This window comes from Saonia flava, assembly GCF_011927795.1.
GTDB lineage: Bacteria > Bacteroidota > Bacteroidia > Flavobacteriales > Flavobacteriaceae > Saonia > Saonia flava.
This window is the reverse complement of record NZ_JAATJJ010000002.1, coordinates 125093-145839: the sequence shown is the minus strand read 5'-3', so window position 1 is coordinate 145839 and position 20747 is coordinate 125093. Positions and strand designations below refer to the sequence as shown.

The following is a 20747-nucleotide window of genomic DNA, read 5'->3' as shown; positions in this document are numbered from 1 at the left end:
ATATTAATCTTTTTATTGTTGGGGACTACTTTAAAGGAAAAATGGAATTAATTACCTATTAATCAGTATTATACATGATAATATGTTTTTTTGTGTCTACGATGTTCTGATAATTTTTTAGTGCAATTCATCGAAAAAATTGCGCTGTTTAACTAAAAAAGATATAACTTCGGTAAGAATCCCAAATCTAATAAAAGTTTAACCTATGCTCTAAAAATTACTCCTACACCCCTTTATATTTTAGTTTTCACCTTAACAATAGGCTAACCTCCTATTGAGGAGATATTTTTAGTGCAGAAAATACGTATGCTATGTTTTGTAATAAAGTATCATTTTCGACAAGCTCACCTAAGCTTGGTACAACATTGGCATGTACCTTCTTTATAATGCTCTCACTTTCTTTTAATCTTGTAAGCGCACAAGAAGATAGTCCTTATATAACCTATGATGTTCCTTTCCAGAATTTGCTTAAATTCAATAGGTTTTTAATAAACCCAACTTTTTCTACTGTACGAGAGGACAAATCTTATATCAATATGTTTCATAGGAGTCAATCTGCGTATTATCAAGACAATATTCAAAATTACTTTTTAAGTTATAGTGGTAGGATAAATGACCGTACCGGTTTGGGAATCAGTCTTTATAACCAGCAAGAAGGGGTTATTTCCAATTTTGGTATATTGGCCAATTATGCCTATGGTATTAAGTTGAGTGATAAAAGCAACATGACCTTTGGTGTAAACATACCATACTATAGTAGTAGATTTGATAATACCAGGGCGATCACAGCTGAAGAGGATGTGTTATTGAACGATTTAGAAGATAATTCTATTTTATCGTTTCAACCGGGTATTAATATTTCTTATGGAAAGTTCGACTTTGGTGTGTTTGCAGAAAATCTTTTTGATTTTAACCTTAAAACAGGGGAATCCCTAACCGAATTCAACGAAAAAACGTATTCCGGTCATATACAATACACACATGAATTAAAGAACACCCGTGGTATTTTTGAAGAAGGAAGAGTTCTTCCATTGGTACGAACAAAAATGATGGGTGAAGAAGGTTTTATATTTGGTGGTGGAGTTATATTGGATTTACCCAAATTAGGATGGTTACAGGGAGGTTATGATAGTTATTATGGAGTCTCAGCGGGTACAGGATTTAATCTAAATAGAAGACTTTCGTTTGGATATAATTTTGAAAAAGGACTTTCTAACAGTATTACCAACCTTGGTATTACACATGAAATATCCATAGCCTATTCTTTTGTTCCCAACCTAACAGAAAACATGGTTAACAGGGATGATGAAGAGGATGAGGCTTATGCCCCAGAGGAAAAAGAGGGAAATATGCCCTCCAACAGTCTATTGTTAAAAGAAATAGAAAAGTTAAAAAGAAAGAATAGCGAAAGTTATGCAGTAATAGATGAATTAATTCTTAGAATGGATTCTTTGGAATCTAGCAGGAACATGGACTTGGAAAATCGTTTTGAGTCTGTTATGAGAATGGTACAAAGGGAGACCAAAGGAGAACGTCCTGATATTGATGAGAAAGCAAAACAAATCTACTTCGTTAATAATGATAAAAGTGTAAAAGACGAAAATTCTGGACTTGCTGTTTTGGATGAAGCCAAACTTAATCTTGACAAGCAGCTTGCAGCCATTAAGAATGATGGTGTTGGCATGAAGTCCTATGAAAAGGATATTAAAATCCGTGAGTTTAGAAACCTTTCAGGAATTAGTGAAGGACATTATATTGTAGCCAATGTATTTGGCACTAAAAAATATTTAGAGAATTTTGTTAACACCCTTAAGGAGCAAGGACTTGACGTAAAATACTTTACCAACCCCGAAAACGACCTCAATTATGTGTATTTAGAACACTATGATAATAGTGTTGAGGCGGAAAATGCCTTTATGTCCAATTTCCATGGAAAATACTTTGAAGATATGTGGATTATGCATGTGGACAATAGCCGTTACGAAGGAATGGCTACATTGGAAATAGAGGACTAATAGAACTGTGCCGTACATCTCATCCTTTCCTGGACTTCGTATGGTTCAGGAAGGGTGTTTTGTACTAAAATGTATTGGCATCATTTAATAGAGACTTGGGCCTAACAGACGTGTTTTGAATACTGTTGTCATCATCAACCATTGTGAGTCTTCCCCAATCATTGTTCCAGTTGCCATATAGGCCATCAGAAGTAATATTGTACTTGCTTTCTCCGTTAGGCTGCTCACAATCTCCATTGTTTACAGTACCCCAGGACCAACTTAACCATCCAATTTCCTTTTCTTGGCATTGTTTCATCCCATCAATATAGGGGAAAGTGGTATTGCAATCATATCCGTTGGGTTGTGGGCCTTCCCCAAATAGAAACGGTATACCATCGCTTACAACAAGGTTTAAAAAGTTGTCCATTCTAATTTTACTATTGTCTACCCAATAGGTATGCACAGAGAACATTGTGTTTTTTAAAGGGTCATAATTTAAAAGTTCTTTCCAATTGCGGGCAATAATTCCTTCATCTTTTCCCCAATCCGATGAGTCTATGATTAAGGGAACCTTATAACCTTTGTCACGGAGTTTGGTGATGGCATCTTTATAATTCCTCAAGAATATTTCATCACCACCATTGGGACCTACTTCGTTGGCAATATTGAGCAACACCCATTTCTTATATTTATCCACTAGGGCCTTAACATCATCTTGCAACCAAAAGTCCAGAACAGTTGGAAGTTTACTCCAATCCCCAGTAGCATCGTGCATTTCTATCATGGGAATCATACCGTTTCGAATAGAATTGGCAATGAGCTTATCCAACTCAACTAAATCCCCTGTAGTGAGCCACACCAATCTAACACTATTGGCCCCTGTCTTCGCTATTTCTGGCAGGATGGATTCACCAGATTGGTCATCGGACCAAATCATCATCTCATTTACCCCTCGAATAATTACTTTCTCACCAGCCATGGTATATAAAAATCTTCCGTCTATATGCATAGTTTCTTTGTCTGTCTCACTATCTATTTCTTTTGCTTCCTTAATTTGTTGGTCAGCTTGTTCTTCCAAAATCGTAGAACTGGTAGAAGTACATTCAATAAAAAGGAAAAAACAGATTAAAAAAGTTAAGGGTGTTGTTATATGTTTCATAACGATGTATGCTGGTTTGCGACCATCAAAGTTATGCGAATTGGTATTTTCTTAATAATTAAGAAATGTCAATTGCTGCTAGGATATTAAGAATTTCTCTAATTTTTGAACAATACTCAATCAGAAAAGGAAGTTTCCTTTCTTTTATTTATGATTTCGACAATCCAATAGATAAGTTGGCCAATACCACCCACAAAAATAAAGAGCAATACCCAGACTAAAACCATGTTATTTTCCTTTAAATTGGGATTTTGTACGGCATGAACAATATAAAAAATAAGACTTCCCAAGGATAAAAAAATCATTGCAAAAATCATGATAAAAAATATTCCAAAGCCTCTCCAAAATTCCATTGGTGGGTGACTACCTTCTTCCAGTTCTGGGAGATTGTTAAAAATGGAATACATAAAGAAAAAATACCCAATAAGAATAAAAAACAAAGAAATAAAGGGTGCCAATGCGAAAAATCCTTGCCAAAATTTATTGTGTAACATAATTTTGAGTTTTACTAAAGATACTTATTTTTTTAATAAATTGGCAATGGCATGGCTACCCACATCCTCTGTTTCTGTTAGTTTCTCTATGATTTTTGGATGGTCCTCTGGTCTGGTTTGTGATAGTTTGTAAGCCGCTTGGATTTCTGTAATAGCAATCTTAAAACCAACCACACCTTTTATTTGTTTCATTGTTTTTGGGGATAGGTTATCTATTGAAATGGGATTTTTAGAAGCTTTTTCATATTTATTGACCAGTTTATGCATAGAAGCCAATACCTCTTCTTCGGTAAGGATGTGTATAATACCATACACGTGAACTGCAATATAGTTCCAGGTTGGTACTTCTTCTTCTTTATACCAGGATGAAGAAACATAACTATGGGGTCCATTAAAAATGCATAGAACTTTTTTCTGTTCTTCAAAAGTTTTCCATTGTGGATTGGCTTTGGCAATATGGCTGACAAGAATATTATTCCCCTTGGAATCAACATCCAATTCTAGAGGAATGTGTGTTGCCCAAGGTTTTCCATCCACTTGGTTTACCAGAATACCAAAACTGTTTTTTGTGATAAAGTCTTTAACTTCTTTAATATTCTCATTTTTGTAATAGTGTGGAATGTACATATCTAATCAGTATGAGTTTTAGAAGATGTTTCTACCAATTCATTAATTCCTTGTAGTTCCTCTTTTGTTAAGTTCCTCCATTTACCAACAGGCATATCCAAAGAAACGTTCATTATACGAACTCGCTTTAGTTTGGTAACTCTATAATCGAGATACTCGCACATTCTGCGAATTTGTCTATTTAGACCTTGTGTTAGAATAATTTTAAATGTTTTTTTATCAAGCATTTCTACATGGCACTTTCTAGTGACCGTATCCAAAATTGGAACACCAGAACTCATTTTTTGGATAAAGTCACTAGTAATAGGTTTGTTTACTGTAACAATATATTCTTTCTCGTGGTTATTACGTGCCCTAAGAATTTTATTTACAATATCTCCATCATTGGTTAAAAAAATGAGCCCTTCACTAGGCTTGTCCAATCTACCAATAGGAAAAATACGTTTTGGATAACCAATAAAATCAATGATATTATCCTTTTCCACTCCCGTATCCGTTGTGCAGACAATGCCCACAGGTTTATTTAAAGCGATGTAAACAAATTCATCTTTTGGAGTAGAAATTAGCTCACCATCTACTTTTACAACGTCACCAATGGTAATTTTGGTTCCCATTTCCGGGACAACACCATTTATGGTTACCCTGCCTTTTTCTATAAGCTTGTCGGCAGCTCTACGAGAGCAGAACCCTACTTCACTAAGGTATTTGTTAATTCTTGTTGCTTTTTCTTCCATTGCCTATTAACCTATTTAATAAAACAATATTACGATAATGGATTGGGTTTGTCATTTTGAAGGGATAGAAATGCTAATGATTATTCTTAATGTTGGAGTTCTAAATCTAAACTTTGATTTTCATATTGAAATAATTTTCGGCAGATTTTTTCTTAAGTATTTTATCATAAATGTTGGTTTAGGAACCATTCTTACATGTAACAATAGGACACTATGTTTTTTTATTGAAGTTGTAATTTTCTTTTTTAACAATCCATCCCCCAATTACTACAATTCAGAATTATTTTTTTCCTATCCCTAATAGGCTGCCCCATATTTGCCCTGTATTAATCAATTAAAATTTACAATCATGAAAAAAACAATCACATTATTTTTCCTTTTAGTGGTAACCTTACTGAGTGCACAAGACCAATACACTAAGGGGATGGAAAAGGCATTTCAATTTTGGGGAGAAGGAAAAACAACGGAAGCTTCAAATCTTTTTGAGCGAATCGCTATGGCAGAAATGGACAATTGGTTACCCAATTATTATTTGGCACAAGTAAATACGGTAGCTGCTTTTACAGAAAAGGATAAAGAGAAGCTTGCCCAGTTATTGGGAAAAGCACAAGAGGCAATAGATATAGCCAAAGCGATTTCTCCAGATAATGTTGAAATTATGGTACAACAGGCCATGATACATACTGCATGGGTAGCATCTGATGGAGCAACGTATGGAATGACCCTTTCACCAAAAATTGTAGCTATTTACAACAAGGCTTTGGCAATGGCTCCAGATAATCCACGTGTGGTTTTAAATAAAGCAGAATGGGATATGGGTAGTGCAAGTTATTTTGGTCAGGATACAACACCTTACTGTAAGGACATAGAACGCTCCTTGGAACTTTTTGCTAACTTTAAACCAGAATCCCCTTTCTATCCAAGTTGGGGAAAAGAAAGAGCAGAAACAGTATTGGCAAATTGTAAATAATAATTAGAATAATGAGCGGGACAGTTAAACAAATATTAACCCTTTTTGGAATAGGCACACTAGTTTTTGTAATAGACAGTGGTGTCTATAGAGGAGGGTTTCAATTTAAAAGTTTAAATGATGCATTAATCAGTTTTGGTTTTAATCAATTGTATTCATTTGTCCTGGGCTATATTAACATTGCTTATTTTGATTATTTAGAGAAAAGGAAATGGAAGCATAATCGTAAGGAACAAATTAAGAGAATACTTGTAGGTATTGTTGGATCGGTTGTTTTTACATTAATGGGATTGTTCTTTTTGAACATGCTTACTGGGATGACTTTGGGTGGAGAGACATTTAAAGAATTTATAGAAGGAGAAAATATAAAAAACTATCAATTTGGACTTTGGATTACCTTATCAATAGTAGCTGTAGGTCATATTATTTATTTCTATAATCGCTACCAGCAAACCAAAGTAAAAGAATCACAAATTGTAGCTAAAACAGAAACGGCAAAGTTCGAGTCTCTTAAAAATCAATTGGATCCTCATTTTTTGTTCAATAGCTTAAATGTGTTGACATCTTTGATAGGAGAAAATCCACCAGCTGCGGAGAAGTTTACCACTAAACTGTCAAAAGTGTACAGATATGTCTTGGAACAAAAGGATAAGGATTTAATCTCCTTGGAAGAAGAATTAAGGTTCGCCAAGTCATATATGGAGCTTCTTAAAATGAGATTTGAGGATGGTATAGATTTTAGTATACCAGAAACAGTAAGTAGTCCAGAGTTGAAAATAGTACCTCTGTCTTTGCAGTTGTTATTGGAAAATGCAGTTAAGCATAATGCGATTACATCCAATAATCCATTAAAGATTAGAATTTTTGAAGAGAATGGTTATTTGGCAGTAGAGAATAACATAAGCCCTAAAACAGCTTTTGAAAAAAGCACTAAAGTGGGGTTAAAAAATATTAACCAGCGTTATAGCCTAATTACAACCAAAAAGGTAGAGGTAATAAATAATAATAAAGTATTCAAGGTAAAACTACCCTTATTAACACAAGAAATTAAAAAAATGAAAACAGACTATATAAACGACAGCAATAAATATATACGGGCGAAAAAGCGCGTAGATGATCTAAAAGAATTTTACGGTAGCTTATTGGCGTATTGTTTGGTTATTCCATTTCTAATATTCATAAATTATAAAACATATTGGGGACACCAATGGTTTTGGTACCCTATGTTAGGTTGGGGATTAGGGCTGGCCATACAGGCATATAAAACTTTTGGCTATGGACTTAACTGGGAAGAGCGTAAGATTAAAGAGTACATGGATAAGGATAGGAACAGTAAATTATAACAGCTATGGAAAGAGATTATTTTGAAGAAGAGAGCTATTTAAGGGCTCAAAAAAGGGTAAAGGAATTAAAAGGTTTTTATTGGCACTTATTTTGGTATATGGCGGTAAATATTTTTATCCTAATTATGATCTATAGGGGTTTGGGCAAGAACGATAGTTTTTTTAGATACGAACATTTTGCAACAGCTTTCTTTTGGGGCATAGGTATATTAGGACATTGGTTTGGTGTTTTTGGCATTAAGGGTGTTTTTTCCAAAAATTGGGAAAAACGTAAAATTAAAGAGTACATGGACAAGGATAAATTTTAAGAATATTATGGAAACAATGGGTAATAAAGAAAATGCAAAATATTTAAGGGCCAAGAAAAAAGTGACGGCTCTAAAAGGGTTTTATACCCATACGTTTGTGATAGCCGTGGTTATGCCTTTTTTATTATTTATAAACTATAAAACATACTGGGACTATCAATGGTTCTGGTACCCTTTGGTGAGTGGCATCTTAAGTGTTATAATTCATGGGTTAGTACTTATGGGTAATAATTCCAATTGGGAAGAGCGTAAGATACGGGAGTATATGGATAAGGATAACATCAACTATTAAAAAACAAACAATGGAAAAGAACTATTCCGAAGAAGAGAGATATTTAAAAGCTCAAAAGAAGGTGAGAGAACTATCCGGGTTCTATTGGCATGTGTTTTCCTATGTCTTGGTGAATTTAATTATAGGTTTTGTAAAAATAGACAACGATTTTTTGTTAGGAAAAACTTTTCACAATGTCTTTGATAATTTTGCAGGGTTTCCTCTCTGGTTCTTTTGGGGCATAGGCTTGTTTTTTCATGGGGTAAATGTGTTTAAGGATCGTCTAGACTTCTTTAGAGGTTGGGAAGAAAGAAAAATCAAAGAGTTAATGGAAAAGGATAATAATTAATTATAAGAAGTTATGGATTTTAAAAACGCAGAGGAGAATAGAAGATATGCAAAGGCAAAAAAACGTGTTAAGGAAGTTAAGGGTTTTTATACCCATATTATAGCATATATCGTCCTAATACCAATATGGATTTTTATAAATTATATGACCTATTGGGACTTTAAGTGGTTTTGGTTTCCTGTTGTGGGAATGGGAATCAGTATTATTGTCCATGCAATTAAGGTATATGGATATGGAAAAGATTGGGAAGAACGTAAAATGAAAGAACTAATGGAAAAAGATACATTATAATTTCTATTTTTTATTTAAAGGAATTCTTTCCAAGATAGTATATCAACAAAGTACAACCTTATGGAACAAGATTATTTAGAAGAAGAACGCTATTTAAGCGCAGAAAAAAGTAAAGCAAGTTAATGGGATATGGATATTTAGCCACGGCCTTATTATGAGGAGTGGGAATTGGATTTCATTTCATTGCAGTGTTTTGGTAGAAATATTGTCTTTTCTAATGATTGGGAAGAAAGAAGGATAAAAGAGTTGATGGGCAAAGAAAATTGAGAATGTAATGTGAGTTGTTTAAGGAAATAGGTCTTTTGTTTTTTATACAAGTTGGAAAACTTATAAAATAGGATATAAATAAGATAAGAAATAATAAAATGAATGTACTAATAATTGAAGATGAAAAACCAGCTGCAAGGCGCTTGGCTCGTTTATTGGGAGAATTGGGAGTTGAGGTTTTTAAGATGCTTCACTCAGTTGAAGAGTCCATAGAATGGTTTGGCAACAATGAACACCCAGATTTAATTTTTTTGGATATTCAATTATCGGATGGATTGTCCTTTGAAATTTTTGAGGAAATCCCGGTGCATAGTGCCATTATTTTTACCACGGCGTATGATGAATATGCACTACAGGCTTTTAAGTTAAACAGCATTGATTATTTGTTAAAACCCATTGATGAGGAGGAGCTGGAAAGCGCTGTGAAAAAGTATCAAAATAGAATGCCAACAAATCAAAAAATATCATTGGATTTTAATGATATAAAAAAGCTACTGGGAAACCCTATAGAGAGGGAGTATAAAAAAAGATTTACCACTAGGGTAGGGCAGCATTTAAAAATTATTAATGCAGATGATGTGGAGTGTTTTTATAGTGAAAATAAAGGAACCTATGCCGCCACTATAGATGGCAGAAATTATTTATTGGACACTACTTTGGAAAACTTGGAGGAGGAACTCTCACCTAAAATGTTTTTCAGGGTAAGTAGAAAACATTATGTGAATATAAACCACATACAGGATATAGTTTCTTACACAAATTCTAGGTTGAATATTAAAATGAACAAGTTTAATGGGCAAGAAATCATTGTAAGTAGGGAGCGAGTGAAGGACTTTAAGTCATGGCTTCAATAAAATGATTCATAATACTGGTTAACAACAACATAAGATGTCATAAAAAACCACTATAAATAAAATTTATAGTGGTTTTTTTTGGTTAATTTTAAATAATCTATTCCACCCTGTTGTCATCAAAAGCCGATGGGAGTAATTTGGGTATCAATTTAATGAAAATTGGTAACAAAACCGCTCCTCCCGGTAAAATAAAAATGGCCAGGGAAGGTATGCTTTTGAAAATATCCAATAACTGATTTTGTATTTTTTTCTTCTCCTGGGCAGTTAATTCCTTTGTAGTAGATTTAGATAAAAGAGAAACCAATTCTTTACTTTCTGATAATTCCTTTTGTAAACGTTTGCTATTTCTTAGGATTAATTTTTTAACCATTTTGCCCATACTATCATAAAATTGAAAGGCTAAATTATGGTCCTTTAAATGGGGTATAAGTTCTGCGTTTTTATCAAAAAAAGAGGCTACATTTTCTAGGTGTTTTTTTACGTTTTTTTTATCAAATCCCAAGTCGTTTCCAACATCAAAAATAAACTGCGATTCCTTAAAATCCAGAGATTGATCTTCCCATACCGTAAGACAGGCTATATCCAAAAAATAAATGCTTTCTTTTGGTGAGGAATATTTGGCTATTTTTTCTAAAAAACCTTCATCAAACTCCTGCTTAATTCCATCAATAAATGATAAGGAGGATGCAAATAAGTGAGCCAATTTTTTATCTTTTTCGTTGGTCTCTTTAGAATTAAGAGCATGGTATGCTAGATTTATGGTTACCTGTTCCAAGTATTGTGCATAAGCTATAATATTGTTTTTCCCTTTTAAATAATTTTCAAAAACCAGCACGTCCATAAACAGAAAAGAGTTGGTTATGTTACTGTTAAAGGTTTTGCTAATTACATTGTCCTCAATATATATTCGGGAGCTTATTAGTTTTTCCAGCTGAGCGGATGTTTTTTTTCCTGTCAACAGTTTGTCAATAAAAGAGATACTTGTAATATCAAGTTTTTGATAGAATGAAAATACACAATCTATGAACTCATTAAAATCAACTTCTCCTTTTGAAAATCTATAACAATAGTATAGAGCGGTTAGTAAGTTTATTTTTGCCTTTTCATCTTCTGTTAGTTCATGTTCAGAGATTAAAAATTTGGGAGAATCAACATTTATTCCATATACAAACCCCATTTCTTTGAGGTTTTCATATAGCTCGTGGAAGGTTGAGTATGGTAATGGGTTTTCACTTACAAGATGCCCAAATTTTACAATCCAACCAGATGACGAAGGGTTCATGGGCTTTTATTTTTAAAAGACAAAATTAGAACAATTAAGTTATTTTCCTTAGATAATAACTGCTTTTACCATTAAATTTTTATTGAACGGCAGTCCTTACGAAACAATTGGAATTTGATTAACGTCAACCATTGTCTTTTTGTCATTCTACTTGGTGTAATACAATTCAGCAATAACTTAATTAAATATTCTTATAAATGATTGTTGTTTTTGAATAGGGTTTTTGAAAAAGGCATCATATGGGGTGGGTTTTGATGATATTTTGTAGGAATTAACACCTTTTGAACATTTTAACTTTTTATAAAATCCTAATAAACATGTCATAAAGACTTTAAATCTGCATGAACAGGGTATTTATATTAACAATTATAAAAAAATGGGACGTGTTAATAAAAAACTTTAATAAAAGTACGAAAAGGACTACAAAAATATTATATTTGATTATACAATGTTAAAAGTTGTTCTTGTCTAACGATGAAAATTACTTTATGAGCATATGGTTATTTATTCTTTACACAATTATATTGCTATGGATATGGATCTTTATATTTTTACTGCTTGGTTTTTTATTATGTTAATGCTGGTTTCAAAACTTTTTATGGGTGTAAGAGCCTTTCAAAAAGAAATGAAAAACTTAAAAAAATAGCGACTCTAATATGACCAAAGATTTACGCTAATACATTTTCTAATACAAAAAAAGCCACTTTTAAAGCGGCTCTCTTTTTAATTCTATTTATATTCTCTTTGTTTATTTCTTTTCCAGTAACACTGAGGCATTAATAGCCACATCACTCCATGTCTTGCTTACACCATCTTCACCGGTGTGGAGAATTTCACATGCTTTGTTAAGAGATGCAAGGGCATCTAAGGCGTTCCATTTCTCCAAATTTAAGGTTCCATTTAAAACCACATGATTATCCTCTGTGAGTTCATAATCCATAGGTAATGAAGCGGTAACACCATTTAAACTTAAGTCTACTGTGCATTTTTTATTTTCATCAAAAACTAAAACGCCACTTATAAGTTCGGTATCTGCCATCATTCCAAAAAAGAATTCAATAATTTTTGGGTCACGTGTCCCCGTGGCATCATTGGTAAAAAGGCTACTTACAGGAATTGAAAACTTTAAACCATCCAAAGTTTCCGTTATCGTATTTCCTGAGTGTACATTATTTAGATTGATGGTATTGAATTTACCACCAACAGGTAACTTTTTAGTGGTTTTGTAGGCAGTAAAACTAACAGCAGTGGAATCTTCTTGTATTACATACATTTCTTCTTTTTCTGCCTCCTTTTGGGCATCATCATAACCTTCCTTAACCCCTTTTTTAAAATCTTTGCAGCCAGATGTTACAATAAGCATGGCTACCAACATTTCAATAAATATCCATTTTCTCATTTCTATTGTTTTTAATTGAGTTTAAAGTTACAGAATTAATAGTTTTTCTGTTTCTAATCTATATTAAATATTTTCGTTTCTTTAAATGGCGAAACCTCTAGTTGGTCCATGGTTTCCCTATAGGCTTTCCATTTATCGGTAAAAAAGCCATTGGTTTTTTGTAAAGCACTTTTTAACTCTTCCTCTGCAAATTCTATTAAACGTTTTTCTGTATCCGTAACACCGCTTTTTCTTGTAGCTGTGTACCTATTGGCATTATTAATACGCTGTATAACTGTAATCTCTGGGTTTCTTGTAATTCCCTGTCGTTTATCCACTTTTCCAATATATAGAGCCACTATGGAATCTATTTCTTGAGCAATGTCCTTAGAAGCTTTTATTTGGTCTTTAAATTTATCCTTGTCCAATTCCTTTAATTCTTTTTGATATTTCTCGGCCACATTTTTGCTTTCTACCAATTGTTTCACTGCATTGGCCGCAGTTTGGGTATATTCTTGTATTTGCTTGGAGGTTTCATAGACTTCATTGATAGATGCTATAGATACATTGAGTCTAGGGTCGCTTTTTACAGTTATTGTAGTTTCTTCTTCCAAATCACCATAAAGCATTTTCACGCTATATGTTCCCGGTTTTACATTGAGCCCTCCTCGTTCTGTTTTTCTTTTACTAATTTTTCTAGCGGGTCTATCAGGTCCTTTTTCATCCATATACCAGTAAATTCTATGAAACCCTGGTTTTTTCGGTGTTTTCTGTTTCAAAGTTCTAATCAACCTGTCACCATCATAAAACGTAAAGAATACGGTGTCTTTTGTTTTTTCTTTTGGCTTATTGTCTTCATTTTTAGATTCCTCTTTTTCCTCTTCCTCTTCCTCTTTTTTATCTTTTTCTTCTTTTTTTGTAGTTTCCTTTAGATAGTAGGTAAGCATGGCACCGGCCTTTTTGTTTTCACCATTATATATGGCATCGCCACCAAATCTACTTCCTGTGGGTTGTTGGTATGCTGCTTGATAGGCCACTGGAGGGCTAAACAGCTCAATTTCTTTCTCAAAAATAGAGTTGTCAGCAGCCAAGGCACGTAAAGGACGAATATCATCCAAAATCCATGCGGCGCGACCGAAAGTTCCAATAATCAAATCATTTTCCCTAGGATGAATTGCCAAATCCTTTACAGAAACTGTAGGGAATCCTTCTGTCCATTTTTGCCATGAACCTCCTGCATTAAATGAAATGTACAGACCATCATCGGTCCCAAGAAACATAAGATTTGAATTTTCTGGATCTTCAATGATAGAAAGAGCATAGCTTTTTACGTCATTGGCATCCACAATGCGAGTCCAGATTTTACCATAATCTTTTGTGCGATATGCATAAGGGGTATAATTAAAACGCCTGTAATCATTTGCAATTAAAAGCGCTTCTCCTTTATTTTTTTTAGAAGCTTTTATTTGGGGAATCCAGCTGCCTTTGGGCAACCCTTTTATGTTTTGGGTAACCTCAATCCAATTTGCACCTCCATTTTGTGTATAGTGTACACGACCATCATCAGTCCCTGCCCAAAGCATATTTTGTTCTACTGGGGAAGGTTCTATCACCAAAACGGTACAATGGTTTTCTGCTCCCGTGGCGTCCATGGTCAATCCACCACTTTCACTTTGCTTTTGTTTTTCAGGGTCATTAGTGGTTAAATCAGGGGAAATAACTTCCCACGTTAATCCTTTATCCGTACTCTTATGAACAAATTGACTTCCAAAATATACAGTACTGTTATCAAATGGGTCTTGGCCAATACCAGCATTCCAATTAAATCGAAGTTTAGTGGTAGCATCTGGTGGAGTAGGACGTACAATATAATTATTGCCCGTTTTCCAATCATAACGAGATACAAATCCCTGCTGACTCATAGCATATCCATATTGGGAATCATCCAAATCTGGAACCACATCAAAACCATCACCAAAAGCAATTTCCTGCCAATAGCTATTACGGATTCCCTGGGCCCGCCAAACGTAGGCAGGACCTCTCCAAGAACCATTGTCCTGCATTCCTCCATACACATTATATGGATATTCATTGTCATAATTTATATGATAAAATTGGGCCACGGGAAGGTTGCCAATGAAGCGCCATGTTTTTCCACCGTCTTTGGTAATGTTTAAACCTCCATCATTTCCATCTATCATAAACTGACCATTGTTTGGATGTATCCACCAGGCATGATGATCTGGATGAACTCCATTGTCCACTCCATAAGCGGGCATTAACTGCTTAAAATTTTTTCCTCCATCCTCAGATACGTTTATATACGTAAAGACAGAGTATAGGCGATTTTCATTCTGTGGATCTACATAAATTTCCGAATAGTAAAAGGGTCTATTTCCAATATCAGCTTTATCGCTAGTTTTTTTCCACTTAAAACCTCCATCCTCAGATTTGTACAATGCATTTTTTTTAGCTTCTACAAGTGCATAAACTACATTAGGTTTGTTTTTGCTAATAGCTATTCCAATCCTTCCCAAATCTCCTTTTGGCATGCCATCTTCATCAGAAAGTTTTTTCCAATTCCCCCCCCCATCATGGGTCATATAGAGGCCACTTCCTTCACCACCGGATTTAAAAAACCAAGGATCTCTTTTGTGTTCCCACATGGCAACTATCAATTTATTGGGATTGGTGGGATCCATGACCATATCGGCAACCCCTGTTTTGTTATTTACAAAAAGTACTTTTTCCCAAGTTTCACCACCATTTGTAGTTTTAAAAACCCCACGTTCTGGATGTTCACCCCATGGAGAGCCAATAGCTCCCACATAAACGATATCTGGGTTCATAGGATCTATAATAACCCTATGAATATGTCTAGTTTTCTCTAACCCCATGGATTTCCAACTTTTGCCACCGTCCAAAGATTTGTAGATACCATATCCACCATTGAGACTATTTCTGGGGTTGCCTTCCCCAGTTCCTGCCCAAATAACAGAAGGGTTGGATTGTTGAATGGCAACAGCCCCTATGGAAGCTGTTACTTCTTTTTCAAAAATAGGCTCCCATTTAATGCCCCCAGAGGTAGATTTCCATAATCCACCAGAGGCGGTGCCCACATACATAATATCTGGGTTGGAGTGCACCACATCAATAGCCGTAACACGACCGCTCATACCGGCAGGGCCAATATTTCTGGGCTTCATGTCTTGGACCATGTCCATTTTAAATTGTTGTGCGGTAATAGATAGGAATGCAAAAAGCATTACCAAGGAAAGAAGTTTTCTCATCAGTATTGGTTCAGTTAATTAGTCGCTTAAAGGTACAGAAATCTTATAACTCATTTCTAAAAACAGATGTAGAAATTACCAATTGTTTCTAGACTTTACATTTTGTTCACATAACGCAACGATTTCCAATATTCTTTTTAAACGTGTTTCTTCCCTTTTTGCCTGATTGAGCCAATACAGATAACTTTTGCGATACCCAGGAGCAAAACCCAAGTAGTTTTTATAGGCCAATGGATTTTTATTAAATGCCTCCTTTAAATCCTTGGGAACAACACCATTTTCAACATCATCCAGTGCTTTCCAAGAACCATTTCTCTTTGCCAATTTTATCTTCTCAAGACCACTTGGATGCATCAATTCATTTTTCAACAAATCTTCAATATGAGTTTTGTTCACTTTACTCCAGACACTTCTATCGTTTCTGGAACAAAAATATTGACGCCGCTTACCGTTCCCCAAACTTTTAACAGTACTGTCAATCCAGCCATAACATAAAGCAACTTTTACAGCTTCCTCCCAGCGCATACTTTCCATAGGATGATCTACTTTGTAAAAAATTAGGTAAACACCTTTGGAAGTTTCATGGTTTTCATGTAACCATGCACGCCATTCCGTATCATTTTTAAAATATAGCTCAGGTAATAGTGACATTAGTTTTGTCTTCAATTCTGTAAAAATAAGTAAACAGGAATAAGTTATTATATTTAAGCAGGTTTTAAACGTATAATTTTAAGTGAATGAAAACCGAAAAAGAATTTCATGATTTTCTGGAAAACGGGGACAAGTATTATATTCCTAACCTTACAATTGATTGTGCAATATTTGGCTATCATGGGAAAGAGTTGAAAATATTGTTGGCAAAATGGAGAGGATTGGATGGATGGGGATTGCCTGGGGGGTTCATAAAGAAAAAGGAAACCTTAAGTAATGCTGCGACCAGAATTCTCAAAGAGAAAACATCCTTGGATAAACTTTATCTAAAACAATTCCATGTTTTTGGAGATAGTGAATTTAGGAGAAAGGAAAAGGAAGGCCTTTCTTTTTCCCCTGGGAATAATCGGTATCTTCTTCCCAAGAATAGCTGGTTGCATGAACGAACCATTAGTATTGGATACTATGCACTTGTAGAGTATTCACAAGTTAATTTGATGACCGATTACTTCATCGAGGAATTAGTTTGGCAAGATATAAACCAAGTTCCAAAACTTTTATTTGATCATAATGAGATGTTGTCGTATGCCCTTAGGAATATGCGTATAAATTTGTACCACATCCCAATAGGATATAATTTATTGCCAAACAAATTTACGCTCCCAGAAATTCAATCCTTATACGAGACCATATTGGACAAAAAGTTGGACCGTAGAAATTTTTCTAAAAAATTGTTGAAATTAGAATTGATAAAGGATACCAAAGAAGTTAAAAAAATAGGACAGCACAGGTCACCTAAACTGTATCAATTTGATATGAAAAAATACAATGAAGCTCTTAAAAATGGAATAGTGCTGGCCATTTAAATTTTTGGCTAAGCAAAATTATATTGTGTTTTTTATACACAATAAATAAATTTTATATTAGTTTTAAGAATTTAATTTTTTTAAATGCTTATTTTTTCATCTTAATTAATACGAAATCAACAAAAACTGACTTAAAATTTTAAAAAACCGAACGAATGAAGAGAATTGTTTTGTGCATTATTGGATGTCTAGCTATTGTACTTGCTGGATGTAGTAAGAAAAGGGAGGGGAAACCCAAAGTTTTGGTGTTTTCCAAAACAATGGGCTTTAAGCATGCCTCCATCCCCAATGGTATTGCGGCCATTCAAAAATTGGGAGATGAAAATGGTTTTGAAGTTGATACCACAACTATTTCCGATTCTTTTAGTGAAGAAAATCTAGAAAAATACGCCTCTGTTATTTTTTTAAACACAACCGGGGATGTGTTGGATATAAAACAGGAAGTTGCTTTTGAGCGTTACATACAGGCAGGAGGTAGTTACGTAGGAGTCCATGCTGCCGCTGATACGGAATATTCTTGGGGTTGGTATGGTAAATTGGCAGGAGCGTGGTTCCAAAGTCACCCAGCCGGAACACCCGAAGCGGATTTTCATATAAAAGATGCTAATTTCCCAGCAACAAGTTTTTTTACAGATTCAATTTGGCACCGTGCCGATGAAATGTACAATTACAAAAAAATTAATCCAGATGTTAATGTAATCCTTACAGTTGATGAAAGTACCTATGAAGGTGGGGAAAATGGAGATTTTCATCCCATGAGCTGGTACCATGAGTTTGATGGAGGGAGAGCCTTTTATACAGCTTTAGGACACACAGAGGAAAGTTATACAGAAGAAAACTATCTAAAACACTTATTAGGTGGTATACAATATGCAATTGGTGATAATTTAAAATTGGACTACTCCAAAGCTACTTCCATGGTGCCACCAGATGCAAACCGTTTTACAAAAGTAGAATTGGTTGTAGGTGATTTTTATGAACCTACAGAAATGGCGATTCTACCTAACAGAGATGTATTGGTAGCCCAAAGAAGAGGAGAGATAATGTTATATAAGCATGATACCAAAGAGGTAAAACAGGTGGGCTATTTGGATGTGTACCATAAAACCTTGAATACTCCTGGGGTGAATGCAGAAGAAGGGTTGATGGGATTACAAAAAGACCCAGATTTTGCCAATAACCATTGGGTTTATATGTATTATGCTCCTACTGGGGATAAATGGGTGAATAGATTGTCCAGATTTAAATTTGAAAATGATACCATTGATATGGGCTCCGAACAAATTATTCTTGAGGTTGAAAGCCAGAGGGAAATCTGTTGCCATACCGGAGGTTCTATTGCCTTTGGGGGAGACGGCCTTTTGTATTTATCAGCAGGAGATAATTCAACTCCTTTTAATGAGCAAGGAGAAAAATATGTAAATAATGGTTTTGCGCCATTAAACGATACCCCAGGACATGAGCAATTTGATGCTCGTCGTTCTTCTGGTAACTCCAACGATTTACGAGGAAAAATTATGCGTATAAAAGTAAATGAGGATGGTAGTTATGATATTCCAGAAGGGAACCTATTCCCAGTGGGAACGCCAAAATCAAGACCAGAAATATATACTATGGGACATAGAAACCCATATAGAATTTCAGTGGATCAAAAGAATGGAAATTTATATTGGGGAGATGTTGGGCCCGATGCCCGTGCGGACAGTTTGGAAACCCGCGGCCCCAGAGGGTACGATGAAGTAGGACAGGCTCGTGAAGCAGGTAACTATGGCTGGCCCTATTTTATAGGTGATAATTATGCCTATAGAGAATATAATTATGAAACAGGAGAGAGTGGAATGGCTTTTGACCCAGAGAAACCTCTGAACAATTCTAGAAATAATACAGGTTTAACCGAATTGCCATCTGCAAAATCAGCATTTATTTGGTATCCATATACAGCTTCCAGTGATTTTCCTGGAGTGGGGACTGGAGGTAGGAATGCTATGGCCGGGCCAGTATATTATACAGATATGTACCCTGAAGGAGAAAGCAGACTACCAGATTATTATGATGGTAAAGTAATTATCTACGAGTGGATTCGTGGGTGGATGAAAGCTGTAACCTTGGACCCTAATGGAGATTTTAATAAAATGGAACCTTTTGCCCCGGATATTAAGTTAAATAACTTAATAGATATGGAAGTTGGTCCAGAAGGTAGAATTTATTTATTGGAATACGGTAGTGGCTGGTTTGCCAATAATGATGATTCTGGTTTAAGCTATATTGATTTTAATGGAGGAAACAGACCTCCTGTGATAGAAGGCGTTGAGGTTGATGTAACCTCTGGTAAATCACCAATGGCCATTAACGCCAAGATTATGGCCGAAGATTTAGAAGGAAACGATATAACCTATGTTTGGGATTTTGGAAATGGAGAAACCAAGGAAACCAATGTACCAGAAGTTGCCTATACCTATGCTGATAATGGAGAGTATAAAATATCGGTTGAAGCAAAAGATGATGAAGGAGCTTCTGCCAGTAGTGAGGTAACCAATATTTTTGTTGGAAACACAAGACCAGAAGTCAAAATTGATATTGTTGGAGGTAATCAGTCTTTCTTTATTCCAGGCCAGGCTGTGGAGTATAAGGTTTCTGTGACCGATGATGGTAGTTCCGATACAATTGATGATTCCAATGTCTATGTATCCGTAAATTATATGGAAGGAATGGATGAGGCTTCTTTATCCAATGTAGGACATCAACAAGCCTCTGCGTCCATTGCTGGGAAAGTATTGACCCAGACCATGGATTGTAAATCTTGTCATAAGGAGAATGAAAAATCCATAGGCCCGTCCTATTTGGAGGTTTCTAAGAAGTACCAAACAGGTAGACGAAGCAGTAATTTTAGGTATATCCAAGAAAAGATTGTTCAAGGTGGTAGTGGAGTTTGGGGAGAAGTAAACATGCCAGCTCATCCAGATATTACTGTAGAGGAAAAAGCGCAGATTGCCAATTGGATTTTATCCTTAGCCGATACAAGACCTAAAAAGGCTTCTTTGCCATTGTCTGGAAAAATAGTACCGGAAGCAAGTAACTCTGGTTCAACAATGGTACTGAGTGCCAGTTATACAGATGGTGGTGAAAATGGAGTGAAACCCTTGACCGGAGTTAAGACAGTTGCTTTAACGAGCAATACAGTTTCTTTTGATCCAGGTGCAGATAGTGAAGGTTTTATGAGTATGAACTATAACGGGATGGATTTACTCATAGTGAACAGTGCAACGGGATGGTTTGTAATGGAGGATATTGATTTGTCTGGTGTAAAGGCTGTTACCTTAATGTCCATGTGGCAAGCACCACCGGTAGTTGGTTTTGATTTTGAAGTGCGTTTAAACAATGCCGAGGGTGAATTAATTGGCTCCGGAAGTTTAAATACCCCATTGGGACCACAAGGAGCGCCCATTGTAATTCCATTGACAACCGCCTTAAGTGGAAAACAGACTTTGTACATTAGTTATAATAGACAAAAGGAGACTGAAGAAGCTGTAATGGTTGCTTTGGCCAATGCTACTTTTAATTAAAAAAGGAATAATTAAGTTTGAAAAAAAGAGCCGGCTTTAAGCCGGCTCTTTTT

Annotated in this window: 18 protein-coding genes; 10 read left to right on the top strand and 8 right to left on the bottom strand. The window is 35.1% G+C overall.

Annotated features, from left to right (window positions below):
• Nucleotides 1-311 precede the first annotated feature (311 nt).
• The gene (locus GGR42_RS12740) at nucleotides 312-2015 is read left to right on the top strand and encodes a PorP/SprF family type IX secretion system membrane protein (protein WP_245201470.1); all 1704 of its coding nucleotides are present in this window, start codon (nucleotides 312-314) and stop codon (nucleotides 2013-2015) included.
• A gap of 64 nt (nucleotides 2016-2079) precedes the next feature.
• Here the strand turns inward: GGR42_RS12740 and GGR42_RS12735 are convergent, their stop codons facing one another.
• The 4 genes from GGR42_RS12735 to rluF all read right to left on the bottom strand — a co-directional run bounded on the left by GGR42_RS12735 (nucleotide 2080) and on the right by rluF (nucleotide 5011).
• Entirely contained in the window at nucleotides 2080-3156 is a 1077-nt protein-coding gene (locus GGR42_RS12735) for a cellulase family glycosylhydrolase (RefSeq protein WP_167964783.1), read from the bottom strand.
• A 116-nt stretch (nucleotides 3157-3272) separates the two neighbouring features.
• Nucleotides 3273-3650, bottom strand: a complete 378-nt coding sequence (locus tag GGR42_RS12730; protein WP_167964781.1) for a hypothetical protein — start codon at nucleotides 3648-3650, stop codon at nucleotides 3273-3275.
• A 24-nt stretch (nucleotides 3651-3674) separates the two neighbouring features.
• Nucleotides 3675-4277 (bottom strand): FMN-binding negative transcriptional regulator, encoded by a 603-nt coding sequence (locus tag GGR42_RS12725; protein ID WP_167964779.1) that lies wholly within the window; start codon nucleotides 4275-4277, stop codon nucleotides 3675-3677.
• Nucleotides 4278-4279: 2 nt separating this feature from the next.
• The gene (gene rluF, locus GGR42_RS12720) at nucleotides 4280-5011 is read right to left on the bottom strand and encodes a 23S rRNA pseudouridine(2604) synthase RluF (protein ID WP_167964777.1); all 732 of its coding nucleotides are present in this window, start codon (nucleotides 5009-5011) and stop codon (nucleotides 4280-4282) included.
• A gap of 349 nt (nucleotides 5012-5360) precedes the next feature.
• On the opposite strand from rluF, the gene GGR42_RS12715 reads away from it, so the two are divergent.
• The 7 genes from GGR42_RS12715 to GGR42_RS12685 all read left to right on the top strand — a co-directional run bounded on the left by GGR42_RS12715 (nucleotide 5361) and on the right by GGR42_RS12685 (nucleotide 9664).
• Complete coding sequence (locus tag GGR42_RS12715) at nucleotides 5361-5981, top strand: hypothetical protein (protein WP_167964775.1); 621 nt, start codon at nucleotides 5361-5363, stop codon at nucleotides 5979-5981.
• 11 nt (nucleotides 5982-5992) lie between these two features.
• Nucleotides 5993-7324, top strand: a complete 1332-nt coding sequence (locus tag GGR42_RS12710; RefSeq protein WP_167964773.1) for a 2TM domain-containing protein — start codon at nucleotides 5993-5995, stop codon at nucleotides 7322-7324.
• 5 nt (nucleotides 7325-7329) lie between these two features.
• Nucleotides 7330-7632, top strand: coding sequence for a 2TM domain-containing protein (locus GGR42_RS12705; RefSeq protein WP_167964771.1), 303 nt, complete (start codon nucleotides 7330-7332; stop codon nucleotides 7630-7632).
• Nucleotides 7633-7648: 16 nt separating this feature from the next.
• Complete coding sequence (locus tag GGR42_RS12700; protein ID WP_167964769.1) at nucleotides 7649-7924, top strand: 2TM domain-containing protein; 276 nt, start codon at nucleotides 7649-7651, stop codon at nucleotides 7922-7924.
• 10 nt (nucleotides 7925-7934) lie between these two features.
• Nucleotides 7935-8252 (top strand): 2TM domain-containing protein, encoded by a 318-nt coding sequence (locus GGR42_RS12695; RefSeq protein ID WP_167964767.1) that lies wholly within the window; start codon nucleotides 7935-7937, stop codon nucleotides 8250-8252.
• Nucleotides 8253-8264: 12 nt separating this feature from the next.
• Complete coding sequence (locus tag GGR42_RS12690; RefSeq protein ID WP_167964765.1) at nucleotides 8265-8543, top strand: 2TM domain-containing protein; 279 nt, start codon at nucleotides 8265-8267, stop codon at nucleotides 8541-8543.
• Between the two features lie 365 nt (nucleotides 8544-8908).
• Nucleotides 8909-9664 carry a LytR/AlgR family response regulator transcription factor gene (locus tag GGR42_RS12685; protein ID WP_167964763.1) on the top strand — a complete coding sequence of 252 codons (756 nt, stop codon included), beginning with the start codon at nucleotides 8909-8911 and terminating at the stop codon, nucleotides 9662-9664.
• Nucleotides 9665-9761: 97 nt separating this feature from the next.
• On the opposite strand, the gene GGR42_RS12680 is transcribed toward GGR42_RS12685, so the two are convergent.
• The 4 genes from GGR42_RS12680 to GGR42_RS12665 all read right to left on the bottom strand — a co-directional run bounded on the left by GGR42_RS12680 (nucleotide 9762) and on the right by GGR42_RS12665 (nucleotide 16265).
• A complete protein-coding gene (locus tag GGR42_RS12680) occupies nucleotides 9762-10946 on the bottom strand; it encodes an LETM1-related biofilm-associated protein (protein ID WP_167964761.1) in 1185 nt (394 codons plus the stop codon).
• Nucleotides 10947-11694: 748 nt separating this feature from the next.
• The gene (locus GGR42_RS12675) at nucleotides 11695-12345 is read right to left on the bottom strand and encodes a YceI family protein (protein ID WP_167964759.1); all 651 of its coding nucleotides are present in this window, start codon (nucleotides 12343-12345) and stop codon (nucleotides 11695-11697) included.
• Between the two features lie 53 nt (nucleotides 12346-12398).
• Nucleotides 12399-15614, bottom strand: coding sequence for a VPS10 domain-containing protein (locus tag GGR42_RS12670; RefSeq protein WP_167964757.1), 3216 nt, complete (start codon nucleotides 15612-15614; stop codon nucleotides 12399-12401).
• A gap of 75 nt (nucleotides 15615-15689) precedes the next feature.
• Nucleotides 15690-16265 carry a YdeI/OmpD-associated family protein gene (locus GGR42_RS12665; RefSeq protein ID WP_167964755.1) on the bottom strand — a complete coding sequence of 192 codons (576 nt, stop codon included), beginning with the start codon at nucleotides 16263-16265 and terminating at the stop codon, nucleotides 15690-15692.
• Nucleotides 16266-16351: 86 nt separating this feature from the next.
• Between GGR42_RS12665 and GGR42_RS12660 the strand changes: the two genes are divergently transcribed.
• Nucleotides 16352-17131 (top strand): NUDIX hydrolase, encoded by a 780-nt coding sequence (locus tag GGR42_RS12660; RefSeq protein ID WP_167964753.1) that lies wholly within the window; start codon nucleotides 16352-16354, stop codon nucleotides 17129-17131.
• Between the two features lie 155 nt (nucleotides 17132-17286).
• Nucleotides 17287-20694, top strand: coding sequence for a ThuA domain-containing protein (locus tag GGR42_RS12655; RefSeq protein WP_167964751.1), 3408 nt, complete (start codon nucleotides 17287-17289; stop codon nucleotides 20692-20694).
• Nucleotides 20695-20747 lie beyond the last annotated feature (53 nt).